Annotated in this window: 9 protein-coding genes; 6 read left to right on the top strand and 3 right to left on the bottom strand. The window is 62.0% G+C overall.

What is annotated here, in order from left to right:
* From BGO16_RS11350 to BGO16_RS11370, 5 genes are all read left to right on the top strand, one after another.
* Positions 1-1529: M10 family metallopeptidase C-terminal domain-containing protein (locus BGO16_RS11350; protein WP_292618815.1), on the top strand; the 1529-nt coding region annotated here is incomplete at its 5' end.
* 24 nt (positions 1530-1553) lie between these two features.
* The gene (locus BGO16_RS11355; protein WP_292618817.1) at positions 1554-3314 is read left to right on the top strand and encodes a type I secretion system permease/ATPase; all 1761 of its coding nucleotides are present in this window, start codon (positions 1554-1556) and stop codon (positions 3312-3314) included.
* 5 nt (positions 3315-3319) lie between these two features.
* The gene (locus BGO16_RS11360) at positions 3320-4627 is read left to right on the top strand and encodes an HlyD family type I secretion periplasmic adaptor subunit (protein WP_292618818.1); all 1308 of its coding nucleotides are present in this window, start codon (positions 3320-3322) and stop codon (positions 4625-4627) included.
* A 531-nt stretch (positions 4628-5158) separates the two neighbouring features.
* Entirely contained in the window at positions 5159-5710 is a 552-nt protein-coding gene (locus BGO16_RS11365) for an AAA family ATPase (protein ID WP_292618819.1), read from the top strand.
* 735 nt (positions 5711-6445) lie between these two features.
* Positions 6446-6715, top strand: a complete 270-nt coding sequence (locus BGO16_RS11370) for a hypothetical protein (RefSeq protein WP_292618820.1) — start codon at positions 6446-6448, stop codon at positions 6713-6715.
* A 295-nt stretch (positions 6716-7010) separates the two neighbouring features.
* On the opposite strand, the gene BGO16_RS11375 is transcribed toward BGO16_RS11370, so the two are convergent.
* Entirely contained in the window at positions 7011-10424 is a 3414-nt protein-coding gene (locus tag BGO16_RS11375) for an autotransporter domain-containing protein (RefSeq protein WP_292618821.1), read from the bottom strand.
* 176 nt (positions 10425-10600) lie between these two features.
* On the opposite strand from BGO16_RS11375, the gene BGO16_RS11380 reads away from it, so the two are divergent.
* Entirely contained in the window at positions 10601-12187 is a 1587-nt protein-coding gene (locus tag BGO16_RS11380; protein ID WP_292618848.1) for a winged helix-turn-helix domain-containing protein, read from the top strand.
* 129 nt (positions 12188-12316) lie between these two features.
* Here BGO16_RS11380 and BGO16_RS11385 read toward each other — a convergent pair whose 3' ends face one another.
* Positions 12317-13525 (bottom strand): succinylglutamate desuccinylase/aspartoacylase family protein, encoded by a 1209-nt coding sequence (locus tag BGO16_RS11385; RefSeq protein WP_292618822.1) that lies wholly within the window; start codon positions 13523-13525, stop codon positions 12317-12319.
* A gap of 148 nt (positions 13526-13673) precedes the next feature.
* Positions 13674-15650, bottom strand: a complete 1977-nt coding sequence (locus tag BGO16_RS11390) for a 4Fe-4S binding protein (RefSeq protein WP_292618823.1) — start codon at positions 15648-15650, stop codon at positions 13674-13676.
* Positions 15651-15664: the final 14 nt, after the last annotated feature.

The raw sequence follows: 15664 nt of genomic DNA on the forward strand, positions 1-15664 counted from the left end.
CCGCCGGCAATGTCTCGGCGGACGCCAGCCTGAGCTTCACTCTCGATACTGCCGCTGCCGTGCCGCCATCCGTGGCACTCGCCACCGACAGCGGCGTTGCGGGTGATGGCGTCACCAACGTTGGCACCGTCAACGTCTCCAGCCTCGAAGCCGGCGCGAGCTGGGAGTACGCGGTCAACGGCGGTGCGTTCGTCGCAGGCAGCGGGACCAGCTTCACGCTGACCGGTGACGGCGCGAAGAGCGTGCTGGTGCATCAGACCGATGCCGCCGGCAACGTCTCGGCGGATGCCTCGCTGGCCTTTACGCTCGACACCACGGTTGCCGCGCCGCCACCCGTGGCGTTGGCCACCGACAGCGGCGTTGTGGGTGATGGCGTCACCAATGTCGGCACGGTCAATGTCTCCAGTCTGGAAGCCGGCGCGAGCTGGGAGTATGCAGTCAACGGCGGTGCGTTCGTCGCCGGCAGCGGCAACAGCTTCATGCTGACCGGCGACGGGCCGAAGAGCGTGCTGGTGCATCAGACCGATGCCGCCGGCAACGTCTCGGGCGATGCCTCGCTGGCCTTTACGCTCGACACGGTCACCTCGGATACCATCACGACGTCCGGCGGATCGGTGACGAGTGCCGCGCAGACCGTCCAGGGCACCGGAGAGGTGGGAGCCAAGGTTCAGTTGCTCGATGGCAGCAATCCGCTGGGGACGGAGGTGGTCGTCGATTCCACAGGTCATTGGTCGGCTGCCGTGACGCTTGTCGGGAACGGCAATCACGTCATCACGGCAGCGGCAACCGATATCGCCGGGAACAATGCGAGCAGCAATGCGATTACACTGACATTAGGCAATTCCGACGTGATCAGCCAGCCCGGCCAGACTGTCGTCCATGGAACCGGCGGCAGCGATCACATCGTCGTCCAGGCGGGCAACTTGCTGGTCGCTGCCGGCTCCGGGGATGATGTTCTATCTCTCTCCCCACAGACATCTCTCGGCATTCATCTGCTCGACGGAGGCGCCGGCACGGATACGCTCGACGTGTCGGGAACGACCATCGGCGTTTCAGTCAACCTTTCCTCCGGTTACGCGACTGGCAGCCAGGTCGGGCTGTCAGTGTTCAGTTCCATTGAGAACGTCATTGGCGGTTCGGGCAACGACACGATCACTGGCAACAGCGCTGCAAATCGACTTGATGGCGGCGGCGGTCGCGACATCATCCGCGCCGGCGGCGGTAATGACACGATTATTGGTGGTGCGGGCAACGACACTCTGACCGGGGGGAGCGGCAACGATAGCTTCGTCTTCCGCCCCAATTTCGGCAAGGACGTTATCACGGACTTCCAGGTGGGCAGCGCCAGAGCGGCTTCCGCTCACGATGTCCTCGATCTGCATGGTCTTGGCTTCACGTCGATCCAGGACGTGCTTGATCACACCGATCCTGGCTCAAACGCAGTCATCCACGCCGGCCTCGACGATATTACGCTGCTCGGCGTCACCAAGGGACAGCTTACGACACATCAGTTCGATCTCTTGATCTAAGCCATTGCAGGCAAGAGTTCGCGGATGGTGAGCACCGTAGCATCATCGGGTAAAAGTTCTGCTCCGGGCCGGACGGCGGAGCTTGCGACGGCGTTGGGAACGTGCCGGAACGCTTTCCTGGCCCTTGCGACTGCGAGCGCGCTCGTGAACGTGCTGTACCTCACCGGTTCGTTCTACATGCTCATGGTCTACGATCGGGTCATTCCGAGCCAGAGCATTCCGACGCTGGTCGGTTTGTCGATGCTAGCGCTCGGCCTGTTCACCTTTCAGGGGGTGCTGGATTTCCTGCGCGGGCGCATTCTGGTGCGAGTTGCCGGAAGTTTTGGGCATGATCTTGGGATTCGCGTCTATGGCGTGATTCCCAACCTGGCTTTGACGACACGCAGCCAGGGTGACGGTCTGCAGCCGCTGCGTGATCTGGATCAGATCCGCCAATTCATGTCGGGGGCGGGGCCCCTCGCTTTGTGTGACCTTCCGTGGCTGCCGATTTACCTTGCGATCTGCTTTGCGTTTCACGTCTGGATCGGCGTTGCGGCGCTGGTCGGTGCTCTCCTTCTCGGATCTGTCGCTCTGCTGACGGATGTCTATACGCGTTCGCCGACGCTTGAGGCCGCCGGTCTTGCATCGCATCGCAATGCCGTCACCGAAGCCTCTCGCCGCAACGCCGAGGTTCTGCGTGCTATGGGAATGGGCCCAAGCATGGCCACGAAGTGGCGGGACATCAACGAACAGTATCTGCAAGGGCAGCAGCGGGCGATCGATGCCAACAATGGCTTCAGTTCCCTGTCGCGCGTGCTCCGGATGACGCTTCAATCCGCGGTACTCGGCATTGGCGCCTGTCTCGTCATCAGGCAGGAAGCCACCGCGGGTATTATCATCGCCGGCTCGATTTTGTCGGCGCGCGCGCTTTCGCCGGTGGACCAGCTTATCGCCAACTGGCGCGGTCTGGTGTCCGCGCGTCAGAGCTGGCGCCGGCTGCAGGACCTTTTGACCGCAGTTCCTGAAGCTCCCGATCGAATGCCGTTGCCGGCTCCATCGCGCAGTCTCTCGGTCGAAAATGTCGATGTTGTTCCGCCTGCGCAGACGGCGCGCGTGGTGCAGGGCGTCGTGTTCCATCTTGAGAAAGGCAGCGGTCTTGGGATCATCGGTCCGAGCGGATCCGGGAAATCCTGCCTGGCGCGCGTGATCGCCGGAGCATGGCGGCCGAGCGGCGGAATTGTCCGGCTCGATGAGGCGGCGACCGACCACTGGCCGGTTGCAGCCCTCGGCGCGCATATCGGATATCTGCCGCAGGATGTCGAATTGTTTGCTGGATCGGTTGCACAGAATATCGCACGCTTGGCCGAAACCCCGGACTCGGAGCGGGTCATCGCGGCGGCTCGTGCGGCGCATGTTCACGATCTGATTTCTCACCTTCCTAAAGGCTATGAAACCGAGATCGGGGAAGAGGGCATCGCGCTGTCAGCGGGGCAGCGTCAACGCATCGCGCTTGCGCGAGCGCTCTATGGCGATCCGTTCCTTGTGGTGCTCGACGAGCCGAATTCCAATCTCGACAGTGAAGGCGACGAGGCTCTGACCGCCGCGATCCTCGGGGTCCGTGCGCGAGGCGGCATTGTCGTCGTGATCGCTCATCGACCCAGTGCGCTTGCCGGCGTCGATCAGTTGATGATCATGTCGCAGGGCCGGATGCAGGGCATGGGTCCGAAAGAGGAAATGCTTGGAAAATTCACCCAGCGGCCGACTCCGCCTCCTGCGGCAGCCGGGTTACGTGTTGTGCAGGAGTGAGTGCCGTGGCGCAGTTCGGACCGAAGCTACGGCGATCGTTGCTGACGCACACGATTGCCGTTGCCGTCGTCGGTATTCTGCTGCTCGGAGGTGTTGGCGGGTGGGCTGCGTCGACCGAATTTGCCGGGGCCGTCATCGCGCCGGGGCAGGTCGTGGTCGAATCTAACGTTAGAAAAGTGCAGCATCCAAGCGGTGGCGTCGTTGGTCAATTGCTTGTGCACGATGGCTCGCGGGTCGAGCTTGGCGATGTCTTGATCCGGCTGGATGAGACGCAGACGCGCGCTAACCTGTCGATCATTGTCAAGGCACTGGACGAGTTGGAGGCACGCCAGGCTCGCGAGGAAGCCGAGCGCGACGCGAGTCCCGGCATTCAGTTTCCAAAAAGTCTTCTGGACCAGATGAGCGATCCCGACGTTGCGAAGTCGGTTCATGGCGAGCAGGAGCAATTCAAGATCCGTGGCCAGGCTCGCGACGGCCAGAAGCTGCAGCTTCGGGAGCGGATCGCGCAGCTCGGCGAGGAGGCCAACGGCTACGAAGCGCAGGTCTTATCCAAGGCCAATCAGATCGAGTGGATCGCCAAGGAACTGGTCGGGGTCAACGATCTTTGGGAGAAGAATCTGGTTCCTTACTCGCGGGTTACGGCGCTTGAGCGTGAGAAAGAGCGGCTGGAAGGCGAACGCGGTCAATTGAGGGCGTCGATCGCGCAGACGAAGGGCAAGACGGCGGAAATACAGCTTCAGATATTACAGGTCGATCAGGACATGCGGGCTGAAGTCGGAAAAGATCTTGCGGAATTACGTGCAAAGCAGGCGGAACTGGTCGAGAAGCGCGTTGCCGCGGAGGATCAGCTCAGGCGTATAGATTTGCGCGCGCCGCAGAGTGGAGTGGTCTATCAACTCGCGGTTCATACCGTGGGCGGTGTCATCGGTCCGGGCGAGGTCACCATGCTGATCGTTCCCGACAATGACTCACTCGACGTCGAGGTCAGGATACAGCCGCAGGACATCGACCAGATCCAGATCGGACACAGGGCGGTGCTTCGCTTCAGCGCATTCAATCAGCGCACGACACCGGAATTGAACGGGAGCGTGAGCCGTATCGCGCCGGATGTCACCGAGGATCCCAAGACGGGCGTGCATTACTACACGGTCCGGATCAACATCCCCAAGGATGAGTTGACGCGGCTCGGTGATCTCAAGCTAGTGCCGGGAATGCCGGTGGAATCCTTCATGCAAACCGCGCCGCGAACGGTCATGTCTTATCTCCTTCGCCCATTCCACGACCAGCTGGCGCGTGCGTTCCGCGAAAAGTAGGTGTGGAGTTGGAAACCTAGTGTCCCGATTCCGAAGTTCGTATACCCTTGCAGCAACCTCTGATGCGAACTTCGGAATCAAAGGGACACTAGCAACTTTATGATTCTAGTATGGTTTAGGTTCAGAAGTTCGCTTGACGGACTTGATTGAGCACTGAAGCAAACTTCTGAACCACCACACTAGCATTGAAACCATCGATATAATCGCCTTTTTGGTCTCGTCACCTGCTTGAGGCCCTAGAGCTTCTTCACGGCGCATGCCGCGTGGGCGGGATTGAAGTTTCTGACGAACGCTATGGGGCGGAAACAGAATATGCGCCCTTGGGGGCATTGTATCGTTCGCGGTCGGGCTGAAAGCACCAGCTCCTCTTTTTCGACAAAGGCGACGGGCTGAGAAGCCGCCATCCGCTAAGGCAATGTGTTGCGGATTGGTGGCGGAATACAGCTTCGAATGACGACAATAGTAACTGCTACACTGCCGTAGTTGCCCGTCCGGAATCGGCGTTGTAGATGTTCGCTGAGGGAGGAGGTTATGCATATCGCGGTGACAGGTACGCATGGTATCGGCAAGACGACGTTTATCGACGACTTCACGTCCGTTCACGACTATCAAAGCGTGCCGGAGTCCTATTGGCTTCTCGAGCAGCAAGGCATGCCATTTGCCAATGGCGCAACGATAACTGATCTTGAAGTGCAGCTTGCCGAAAGCTGTAAGCTTATCCTGAATCATGACGACGACCGCGATGTGATCTTTGATCGCTGTCCGCTCGACTTTCTCGCCTATTTGGAGGTTGTCAGCGCTGGCGAAGGCTTTGAGTGGCTTCCGAGTGGCCGTGAACTGGCCAATATAAGCAAAGCACTTGCCATGCTTGATGTGGTGATTTTTGTCCCGCTCGCATCTCCCGATGAGATCCCAATCCAGATCGAACGTCCTCGATTGCGGAGCCAAGTAGACCGCTGCCTCAAGACTATGCTTCGCGAAGATGATCTCGGACTATTGCACAACGGACCACGCATTGTAGAGGTCGCTGGCTCCCGGGCCCAACGTGTGGAGATGGCGAACTCGCTTCTTGGACTGACATAGGCAATCAGAGCGTTGGCTTCAGCCAGTTTTCTCTCCAAAAGCTGCCTGTCGACGAATCGCGCGAGCCGGCATCCGAACACCCGCTAGGCCGCCGGCCATTCCTGATGCATGTCCGATAGTTCCACGGCACGATGTAGCTACCGGCCCAAACGCCCCGTTCGGCTCTTTCGGCCTCCTTTCGTATCGACAAATTCCACTGCGGCTGATCGAAGTCGGCACCGCCAGTCGGGTTTTGAAGGACACTCTTTGTGGCGCTGACGGTGAAACAGATCGAAAATTCGCGCTCGGGCGGCAGCCTTCGAGACGGCGAGGTGACGTGTCTTCGGCTGGACCTGGATCGCGGCGGCTGGCCTTGAATTGTCCCGCTTCAAGAGTCCCGCGACCGAATAAAGACCGGTACGTAACCGGTGGCGACGGCTCATGTAACTGTGGCAAGCCTTTTCCGCCGATCCGGATAAACGAACGCGTCGCCGCGAAGCCATCGCCCATCGAATCGGTGCCAAAACTGAATCGCGTCTAGAGCCTATCCGCTTCTGATAGAATTAGAAGCCGGACTCTATGATTTTGATTTGACGCGTTTTCTTCACGCGAGCCGGTCCCCACTTCCGCTCGAAAACGCTATAGTGGTACGGCAAATTCATTTAAGCACCCACCGACCGTCATATCCGGTGTGCTCGCCCGCCTTGATCTGACATGGTAGGAAGCGCGTTTGTATTCCGTCCATGGAGATTTGGTATGGATTTTGAAATGGTTTTTGCGGCCGCGTTGCTCACTGACGACATACTCGCTGCAATTCATGACTTACATGCCTACTCCAACGGGGGCGGAACCTCCATTAGCCGCGACAAGATTCGTTCAATCGTCGATAAGTATGTGATGTTCGACGACGAGGATTTTCCACGTCTTCGCAATGATGTGGACTGGGACGCTGTTGTGACGTATTGGCGCAAAGCGGTCGCGGACATGGAAAGGGCAAGCAAGGGGGAAATTCCCGTGTACAAATAAGCCTCGGGAGCAATCCGAAAGCGACAGGCTCGAAGCTTGGCGGGCAAATCCACAGCCGCCTGCGGTGATTGCATGAAGAGTGCCGTCCATGCGCGGATTTTCGGCAAATGAATTTTTGAAATGGATGGCGGCGCAGGTGTTAGCTGAATGTTTGTGTTAGCTGAATATTTGCGCCGCGTGAAGTTTGGACGGTTTGGTTGCGATAACGGATAGCGCGATTATGACCGATATAACCTGCTACGCCTCCTCATTGCGGTGACGGACTCTCGATAAAGACGAAGGGGGCGGATCGGCTTCAGAACTTCACCGCGAGGTTCGCCTTGAAGCCTTGATCGTCCGCGCCGGAGGCGAACTGGCCCTCATAGGCGAGGCCGAACGTGGCGTTCGGAGAAACATTGAAATCGAGTCCAGCCTCGAGAACGGCGCTGTCTCTTGCAATCGGAACGCCGGCGACGGTGAACGCGTTCGATCCTGCGAAAGCCTGCGTGACCGTCGGGATCGTATCGCCGAAGGCATGCCGCCAGCCAAGCATGCCGCGCAGCGTGGTCAGCGTATTCCAGAACGGAAGATCGGTCTCCGCGCGCAAGCCTGCCGTCGTGAAGGTGACGCCGGTGGTATCGCTCCGGCCGGTGAGAGCCGCCGTGCCTCCCCGTTCGGCGTAATCGCCGGTGTGCAGGTTGACATAGGCCAGATTGGCGAACGGTTCGAACCGGGCCCCGGCCGCGGCCATGCCGTAACCGAGTTCGCCAAAGACCTGCGTGGTGCCGGCGTTGTAGCGGGCGCTGAGGTTGTCGCTGAATCCGGGAATGGCGACGGCGCGTCGGGTGTCGAGTTCGTGCCATGTGTAGGCGAGACCGGAGCGGAACGAGAAACTGCCCCAGTGCGTGCTGCCATAGGCGCCGAAATGATAGTTGTCGCTGTCGCCCGACGAGAAGCGATCCGATGCATTGAAGCGGGAGTGGCTGTAGCCGGTCATGAGGCCGATACGCCAGTCGCCGACGAAACCGTCGGTCCCGATCAACAGGCCGCCGGTCGAACGCTTGAGGGCCGCCGCGTTACCATCGCTATCGGTCGAGCCCCATGAGCCGAAGCCGTAGCTCCAGAACACCGGCCCGGCGTGATCCGGGGAAACGGCCATCGGCGTATCGATGGATGCATAGGCCAGCGCCGGCGCATGCGAGGCGCCGGGCGCGGCGAAGGCTGCGCGGATTCGGTCGTTGATGGCGTTGCGCACAAAGCGGCTGTCCTCGATCAGCGCCGTCTTGGCCGAGGCATGGATTTCGCCGGAGAGCGCATCGAAGCTCGCGCGCACGCTGTTCGGGTCGCCGTTCAGCGCGATCGTGCGCCAGAGAATGTTGCCGCTGCCGAGCGTATCGATGGCGGCGCCGGTGGCGCGCTGGTTGCGGGTCTGCCCGACGTTGCCGAAGGAGAGGTCGTTGCGGATCAGTTGCAGCGTGACGTCGTTGCCGACGCCGCCGTCATAGGCCACGCGCGTATCGAGAAAGAGCAGGTTCTTTGTGACCGGGTTGAAGGTACCGGTCACAGTGCCGGCGCTCCGCTTGTCGATGATGGTGAAGGGCCCGTTGAAGACGTTCCAGCTTGCCGCGTTGGCGGGAGACAGCACGAGGTCGAGCGTCGCTCCGGTGATATTGACCGCACCCGCGACAACGACCTTGTTCGCACCTGCCGGGTTGCCTTCGATCCGCAGAGTGCCCTGATTGACGTAGTTGCCGAGGACAGTCTGTGCAGCGCCCGGCGCATGAATGCCGCCCGCGGCAATTGTGACGGCCCTGCCCGCCAGGCCGAGATTGCCGGTGCCGCCGAGCGTCCCGCCCGCATCGACATTGATGACGCCGCCGAGCGCGTTGTTCACCAGCAGCGTGCCGCCCAACACCTTCGTCGTGCCCCAGAAGTCGGACGAGTCGCCCGTCAGCGTGGTCGTGCCGGCATAGTGATTCAGTGTTGACGTGTTATACCCGAGGGTCACGAGAGCCGGCGTGAAAGTGATGACGCCGGTATGGTTGAAGTTGAGCGTGCCGGTGCCGTCGCTGAACCGGAGTTTTTCCGCCTCCAGCGTGCCGGGAGCGGCCGCGGGAGACCCCGGAGCCGCGCCGATATTGACGGTGCCGACGGCAAACGCCTCCTGTGTCAGCTTGACATACCGCGCGATAACCTTGCCGCCATCCGCGACGGTCAGCGTTCCGGTTCCGAAGAGGCCGAGCTCGATATTTCCGGACACCTTCCAGACGGAACCGGTGCCGGTGACCATTGCGGAGCCGCCCGGATTACCGAATCCGACCACGGCGTTGCTGCTTGAGACGTAGCCGCCGGCCTCGACAAGCAACGTGCCTTGACCCGCCATCCCGACAAGGAGCCGGTCCGTGTTCCATGTCGAACCGACGCCGGAAACCGTCACGTGGCCGTTGCTCGTGTCGTGATAAGCGATGATGCTGTCGCCGCCATTGGAGACGACCTTGCCGCCGTCCTCGATCGTCAGCGTGCCGGTGCCGTACTCACCGACAATCAATTCGCCGGGCGTCCAGGTCGAACCCACGCCGATGACCGTCGCGAAACCGTTCGTGCCGATCGCACCGCCGATCACGCCGCTCGAGCCGCCGAGCTTGCCGCCCTGGGCAATCTCCAGCGTGCCGCCATCGACCGTGGTCACGCCCTTGAAGGCGGACGAATCGCCGGTCAGCGTCGTGGTGCCGGCGTAATGGTTGAGGGCGTGCGTGCCGTTGCCGGTGCTGGACAGGGCCGCCGCCAAGGTGATGGCGCCGGTATGGTTGAAGTTGAGCGTGCCGGTGCCATCGAAGAAATTAATGCTCGCCGCGTCCAGCGTGCCGGCGGCGGCCGCTGCCGCGCCCGCCGCCGCGCCGATATTGATGGTGCCGCTGCTGCCGGCATACGCCGCCAGATCGACGCCGAGCGCACTGACCTTGCCGCCATCCGCGATGGTCAATGTGCCGGCGCCCAACCAGCCGACGTAAAGACCTTCGGAATTTTTCCAGGTGGAATCCGACCCTGAAACCGTGACGGTGCCGGTCGCCGCCGCATTGATTCCGATTAACCCCGCCGTGTTCGAAACCTTGCCGCCAGCCGCGATGTCCAGCGTGCCGGTGCCGTAGACGCCGATCTGGAGCTGCTCCGAATTGGTCCAGGTGGACCCCGCGCCCGAAACCGTGGCGGTGCCATTGCTTAAAGCGTCGTGGCCGACAAAGCCGATCGCGTTCGAAACCTTCGCGCCGTCCAGGATATTCAACGTGCCGGTGCCGCCATAGCCGAGAACGAGATTGTTGACGGAAGGGCTGGGGGTCGCCCCGCCGATGATCCATGCGGAACCGTTGCCGGTGACCGTCACGGTGCCGTTTCCGGTGGACGCCGAGCCGACAATTCCGGCTCCGTAGATACCGTTCGTCGTGTTGGAGACCGTGCCGCCGGACGCGATCGTCAGCGTCGCGGTGCCGGTGTCGCCGACCACGAGGTCGCCGGGGATCGTCCAGGTCGGCAGCGGCGGCGCGGGAATGGCGGGATTCAGATCGCCGCTGCCGGTGACCGTTTGCGCGTTTGCCGGGCCGAGGCCAAGTTCAAGGCCAAGTTCAAGGCCAAGTCCCGCGCAGAACAAGGTGGCGAGCGCCGTGGAGGCGCACAGGGACCCGCGATGTCGGGCCGCCCGCCCGTTCCCCGCTGTTGCAGTCAGATGCTCCATCCGCCCCCACCTTCCCCGCCTGGCTCACGGCACCGCTAGCAGAAGATTGTTGCGCCAGTATTTGATGCCGGCTTTGATCGAACTTCGGGCCTTTCGCTCCGCCGCGCGATCGGAGATGATCGTGCGGCGGGCGGTCTTGCGATCACCTTGGCGAGAGGAGCCGCGCCGTGCGGGGAATGCGTTTCAACGATCTGGTGTTCGACGACGAGATGTTGTCGGTCAGGCGCGACGACGGGGCCGAACAGCGTCTGACGCGGCAGGAACGCGCGCTGCTGCTGCATTTCACCAACAATGCCGGAAAGCTTTTGACGCGACCCCGGCTGGTCGAACTGATGGCGCGCGACGCCAGCGAGACGAATGAGCGGAATATCGATTTTATCGTCAATCGCCTGCGCAAGTCGCTGGGCGACAGCGCGCGTCAGCCGCGATTCATCGCGACCCAATACGGCGAAGGCTATGTATGGATCGCGCAGCTTGCCGCACCCGCGCCCGACTCGGCGTTCCTTCTCATTGGTCCGGTCTACGGGTTGCGGGAGCAGACCGACCGCGCGCAAACGGTTCTCGCCAAGCTGACCGTGAAGCTCGACTCGCAGATCGGAACGGGTCGCAAGGTGAGTTGCGCGCCGGACTGGCGCCCCGGCATGCCGATGCCTCACGATGTGATCTATAGCCTTGATGCAAGCTTTCGCGCCGAGGCGGAAACACTGCACGCCGCATTCGTGCTGCGTCACGCACGGTCGCGGCATGTGATCGGCGCGTTTCGTGCCCGATTTGAAAACAGCAACACAGCCGGCGCGATCGATGCCCTCGCAGCCGAGGTGAAGTCGGCCATCTGGACGCACCTCGCAGTCCCGGCTAACGCGGTCGCTGCCTCAAGTGACGCGCCGCTCGAAGTGCGTTTGTACGACGCGGCCGATATCCTTTCGCGCACTCCGGCGATCTGGCGCGAGAACGAGGGGCAACTTGAGCGCGCGCGGGCCGCGCGTCCCGACGATCCGACGTTGGCGATCATGTGGGGGCTGAACCTTTACGCCCGCCTGCTCAGTCAGGCGCTCGATGCGGACGAGATGATGTCGGCCGCCGCATGGTCGGCGATCGAGGACGAGATGGAAGCTCTCGCCTTCGCCAATCTTCCGAAGGTCCAGGACAATCCGCTTCTCGTGCTGGCTGTGGCGAAGCTCCTGTTCTTCATCGACCGCGGGCATTCGGATCTGGCGGCGCAACTGGCCGACGAGGCATTTGCGAATAGCACGGCCTTTGCCGCCTCATTTGCCCTGCAAGGACAGATTCGCATGTGCCGCGGCAACATTGCCGAGGCGATCGCCTTCTACGACGACGGAATGGAGATGTCGGAGCCTGGCTCCGCGTTTCATCGTTATTTGCTGGTGCTCAAATGCACCGCCTTGCTGGCGGCGAACCAGCGGCCGGCCCTGGAGCGGGCCTGCGCCGAGCTCTACGCCATCAAACCGGCGACCCGTCAGGAACTCGGCGTTCTCATGGCCGATCCAAAAGCCCGCAAGCTGCCGCCGGATATCGAAGCAGTCCTGCCGATGCTCACCGAAGCTCGCGCGCGCAAGCTCGTGACATATTTCTACAATGTCTTCGCGCGCCGCTTCCACAGCCGCGACCATCGCCGCAACGTCATGCATGGACTGGTGAGCCACATGGTCCGTCACTTCGGACGAAAAGTCGTACCCGAACCCGTCTCCCGAACGTTCGGCTGGCGTGGAGGCCGACATTCCAGGGCGGACGATTATCGATAGAATTCAGGCGACGGCGACATCACGTTCGTTCGATGGCGATCGCGTGGCCCGTTCGCTGTAGCGTTTTCCTCGCGCTGGAGCCTTTCCGCTTCTGATGGAATCAGAAGCGAAAAAGGTTTTGGGGAAGAGTTACTCCGGATAAGTCTCGTCGCCTTCCGGTGCCGGCTTCTCAAAAAGAATAAACATCAGAAAATCTCCAGGCTGGGCCATCGCGTCGCTACGCTGGCCGGCAACCTCGCCGGCCACGTTGCTCCTGTACTCAATGACCACGTCGCCAAAGCTGTTGCGCTGGACAGCCACCTTCTGTCCAACTTCGACCTTGTCGTTGAGCTTGACCAGATGCTCGATGAACCCGCCCTGGGTGGCGGCGATCGCAGCCGCGCTATGGCCGATAAAGACATTCATGTCCTTTCCGGTGCGTCCCATCGGGCCTGCCACGATGCCGTGATGCTTGAGGACGTTCATCGTGCCCTCGACGAATTGCGCGATCATCTTAAGGTCCAGGACGCGCGCGGCGCCGACTTCTGGACAAATGGACGGAATGCCCGCAGCGAGAAGCGAGTTGTGCAGGGTTGTGGGGTAGGCATGTTTCGGCATGTCGAGGATCTGGCTGACGGGATAGAGATCAGCCATTGCCTTGACCTCGGGCACATCCATGCTGGCGATATTGAACGCGCTGACTTCGAAGCCCGTTGTTCCAGTATGGAAGTCGATCGCGGCGTCGGCGTTCGGCCGGAGCAGGCGGTTGAACAGGAGCGCGGCGTGCCGGCTGGGCGCGGTGCCGTTCTCGTTCCCGGGCCAGACCCTGTTCATATCGATCAGGTCAATGCTCCTGCTCGAATTGGGCCATTTGCGCTGCATGCTTTCCATGGCCGGGCGAGATATGTCGGTGACCGCCATTACCGTGCCTGACATCTGCGTCGGATCGAGCTGGTTCATCACGGTCAGAACCGTATGCACCGAACTCATCTCATCGCCATGCACGCCACTGGTCAGGACGACGCGCTTGCCCGGCTTCGCGCCTCTGGCGACCGTCACCGACACGTACCAGTGCGGTCCGGTGTGCATTTGCACGCCCTGAAAATACAAGAAGTGCTTCTGCCCGGGCGTCAGATCATTGACGTCGAGAGCACTGACGACTTTCTTCCCTTGGATGATCTCTCCGGTATAGACCGTTCCCTGAGGCTTCCCGGTCGTGGCGTCGGCAGAGGGAGTAGCGGAGGCCTGCGCGGCCGCCGGACCGGCATTGGTCGCAAGCGCGGTCGCCGCGCCCACCGTCGCGATGGATGCCATGATCAGATCACGGCGAGCGATGCCCTTTTCAGGTTTGTCCGACATGGCGGGAGCCTTTCTTGCTTATTGTAGAGGGGATGTCCGTAGCGGCGTCACGCACATCGATGGCAAAGTCGCCCCCGACTTTGAAACTACGAAGATGTTTCTGAACCGGCGCTGGGGTTGTTCGCCTGTGTCATGTGCCGGCAGATAATCAGCTTTTTGCTTGCTGTTCGCGTTCGCGCAGGTAATCGTCGGTGGTGCGTGGCGCCGGGCGCTCTGAAACATCGGCAAACGGGCTGAAGCCGTCCTCGCTCATGGTGATAACCCGACAGTCGGCGCACATGCGGATGGCAGCGACGCGTTTGTCGGCGTTGGGATACATCCAGTGCCGGCCCTCCAGCTTCGCCGCGACCCGGTCGATGGTGCTTTTGACGCCGAAGGGCTTCTGGCAGCGAACGCAGAGCGCCGGCTCTTCCTCCTTGAGCATACGTGTGGGCGCCGTGGCGGCGCGGAAATCGATTTGCGGCACCAGCTTGATGACCTTTTCCGGGCACGTCGCCTGACACAGGCCGCATTGCACGCAGGCATCCTCGGCGAATCGAAGCAGCGGCCGTTCCGGATCATCGCGCAGCGCACCGGTGGGGCAGACGGAAACACAGGACAGACAGAGCGTGCATCCGTCGATATTGACCTCAAGGGTGCCGAACGGCGTGCCATCGGGCAGCGCGATCACATCGACCGGTGCCGGCGCCACCCGATGCAACTCCTGCAATGCGAAACGCAGGACATCGCGTGTCCTGCCCACCGTCCTGAAGCTCGCCGGATGCTGGACGGCAGCGGTCGGTGTGATGCCGTACAACGCTGCGCCGAGCGCATCCGGGTCGTCGGTTTCGATCGTGGAAACGCGAGCCCCGTGGAGCCCGAGCCCTGCGAGAATCGTCTCGGCCAGCGCCATCGTTTTGCTTAGTCCGACGGTGGCGTGGCGGGGCTTTGCCCGCAACAAGACGCGCAAGCCGGCCGCGCCATAGGCGAAGGCCGCCACGATCGCTTCCAGTCCAACCTGCGTCACCTCATTGACGCCGAGCGGCAGCACATTGGCGGGAAGGCCCTCGCCGTGACGCGCGAGCGCCTCGATCAACGGCGCTCCATGCTCGTCGTCGTGCAGCAATACGATGGCATCGGCGCCGCTGGCTCCATGGTAGGCCATCAGCATCGCGCGCAATTTGTGAAGCAGTACATCCGCCGGAGGCAACGTGTAGGACGCGGCCCCGGTCGGACATGCCGCGGCGCATTGGCCGCATCCGGCGCAAACTTCCGCATTGACGGTGACATGGTCGCCGTCGGGCGTGATCGCGCCGGTGGGACAGAGATCGAGGCATCGCCGGCATCCGACGATATTCGAACGCGAATGGGCGCACAGTTCCGCGGTGAAGTCGACGTAGCGCGGCTTGTCGAAGCTGCCGACGAGATCGCGGGCCTTGAGCACGGCGCGCAGCACCGCTGCTGCATCCCGGGGATCGGCCCGCACGTAGCCGTCGCGCAGGTCGTGCGCCGGAAACAACGGGGTGCCGCCGGTGAGATCAAGGATGAGATCGCAGCGCGAGACCGCACCATCGCGCGGCTGTTCGAATATCAGCTTGTCGCGTGAAGACGGCCGGGCCAGCGCGTAATCGTCGACCGTCAATTCAAACGCGCCGAGATGGCCCGTCGCCGCGCGGATGGTTCCCTGGGCGATCGGGAACGTGGCGACGCCGGGCGGCTCCAGCGCTTCCGGCTGGCTGAGAAGGACAGTCACGTCGAGTTGATCAGCCAGCAGGTTTCCGGCCTCGATCGCGCGTTCGTCCCGGCCATAAATCAGGATGATTCCTTCGCTCGACAGGCTGACCAGTGGAAAGTCCGGCGAAGGCTCAGCCGCAACCGCGAGCAGCGCGGCCATCTTTGGACCCGCCATCGCCCCCTGCGCGGACCAGCCCGCGGTTTCGCGCACGTTGACGAAACCGATCGGAATGTCGCGCTCGCCGGCCAGTTCCGAAAACAGCGGCGCCTCCTGGGTACAGCCCACAGTCAGTGCGGCGCCGTCCTGGAGCGCATCGCGGAATCGCTCCACCTCCGTGCGGCACAGATGACGAAAGGTGGAAACCTCGGCGTCGGGGCGCGCCTTTCGGACGGCGGCCGGATCCAGGCGCATCGTGTCCTCGCACG

This window comes from Nitrobacter sp. 62-23, from assembly GCF_001897285.1.
Taxonomy (GTDB): Bacteria; Pseudomonadota; Alphaproteobacteria; order Rhizobiales; family Xanthobacteraceae; genus Nitrobacter.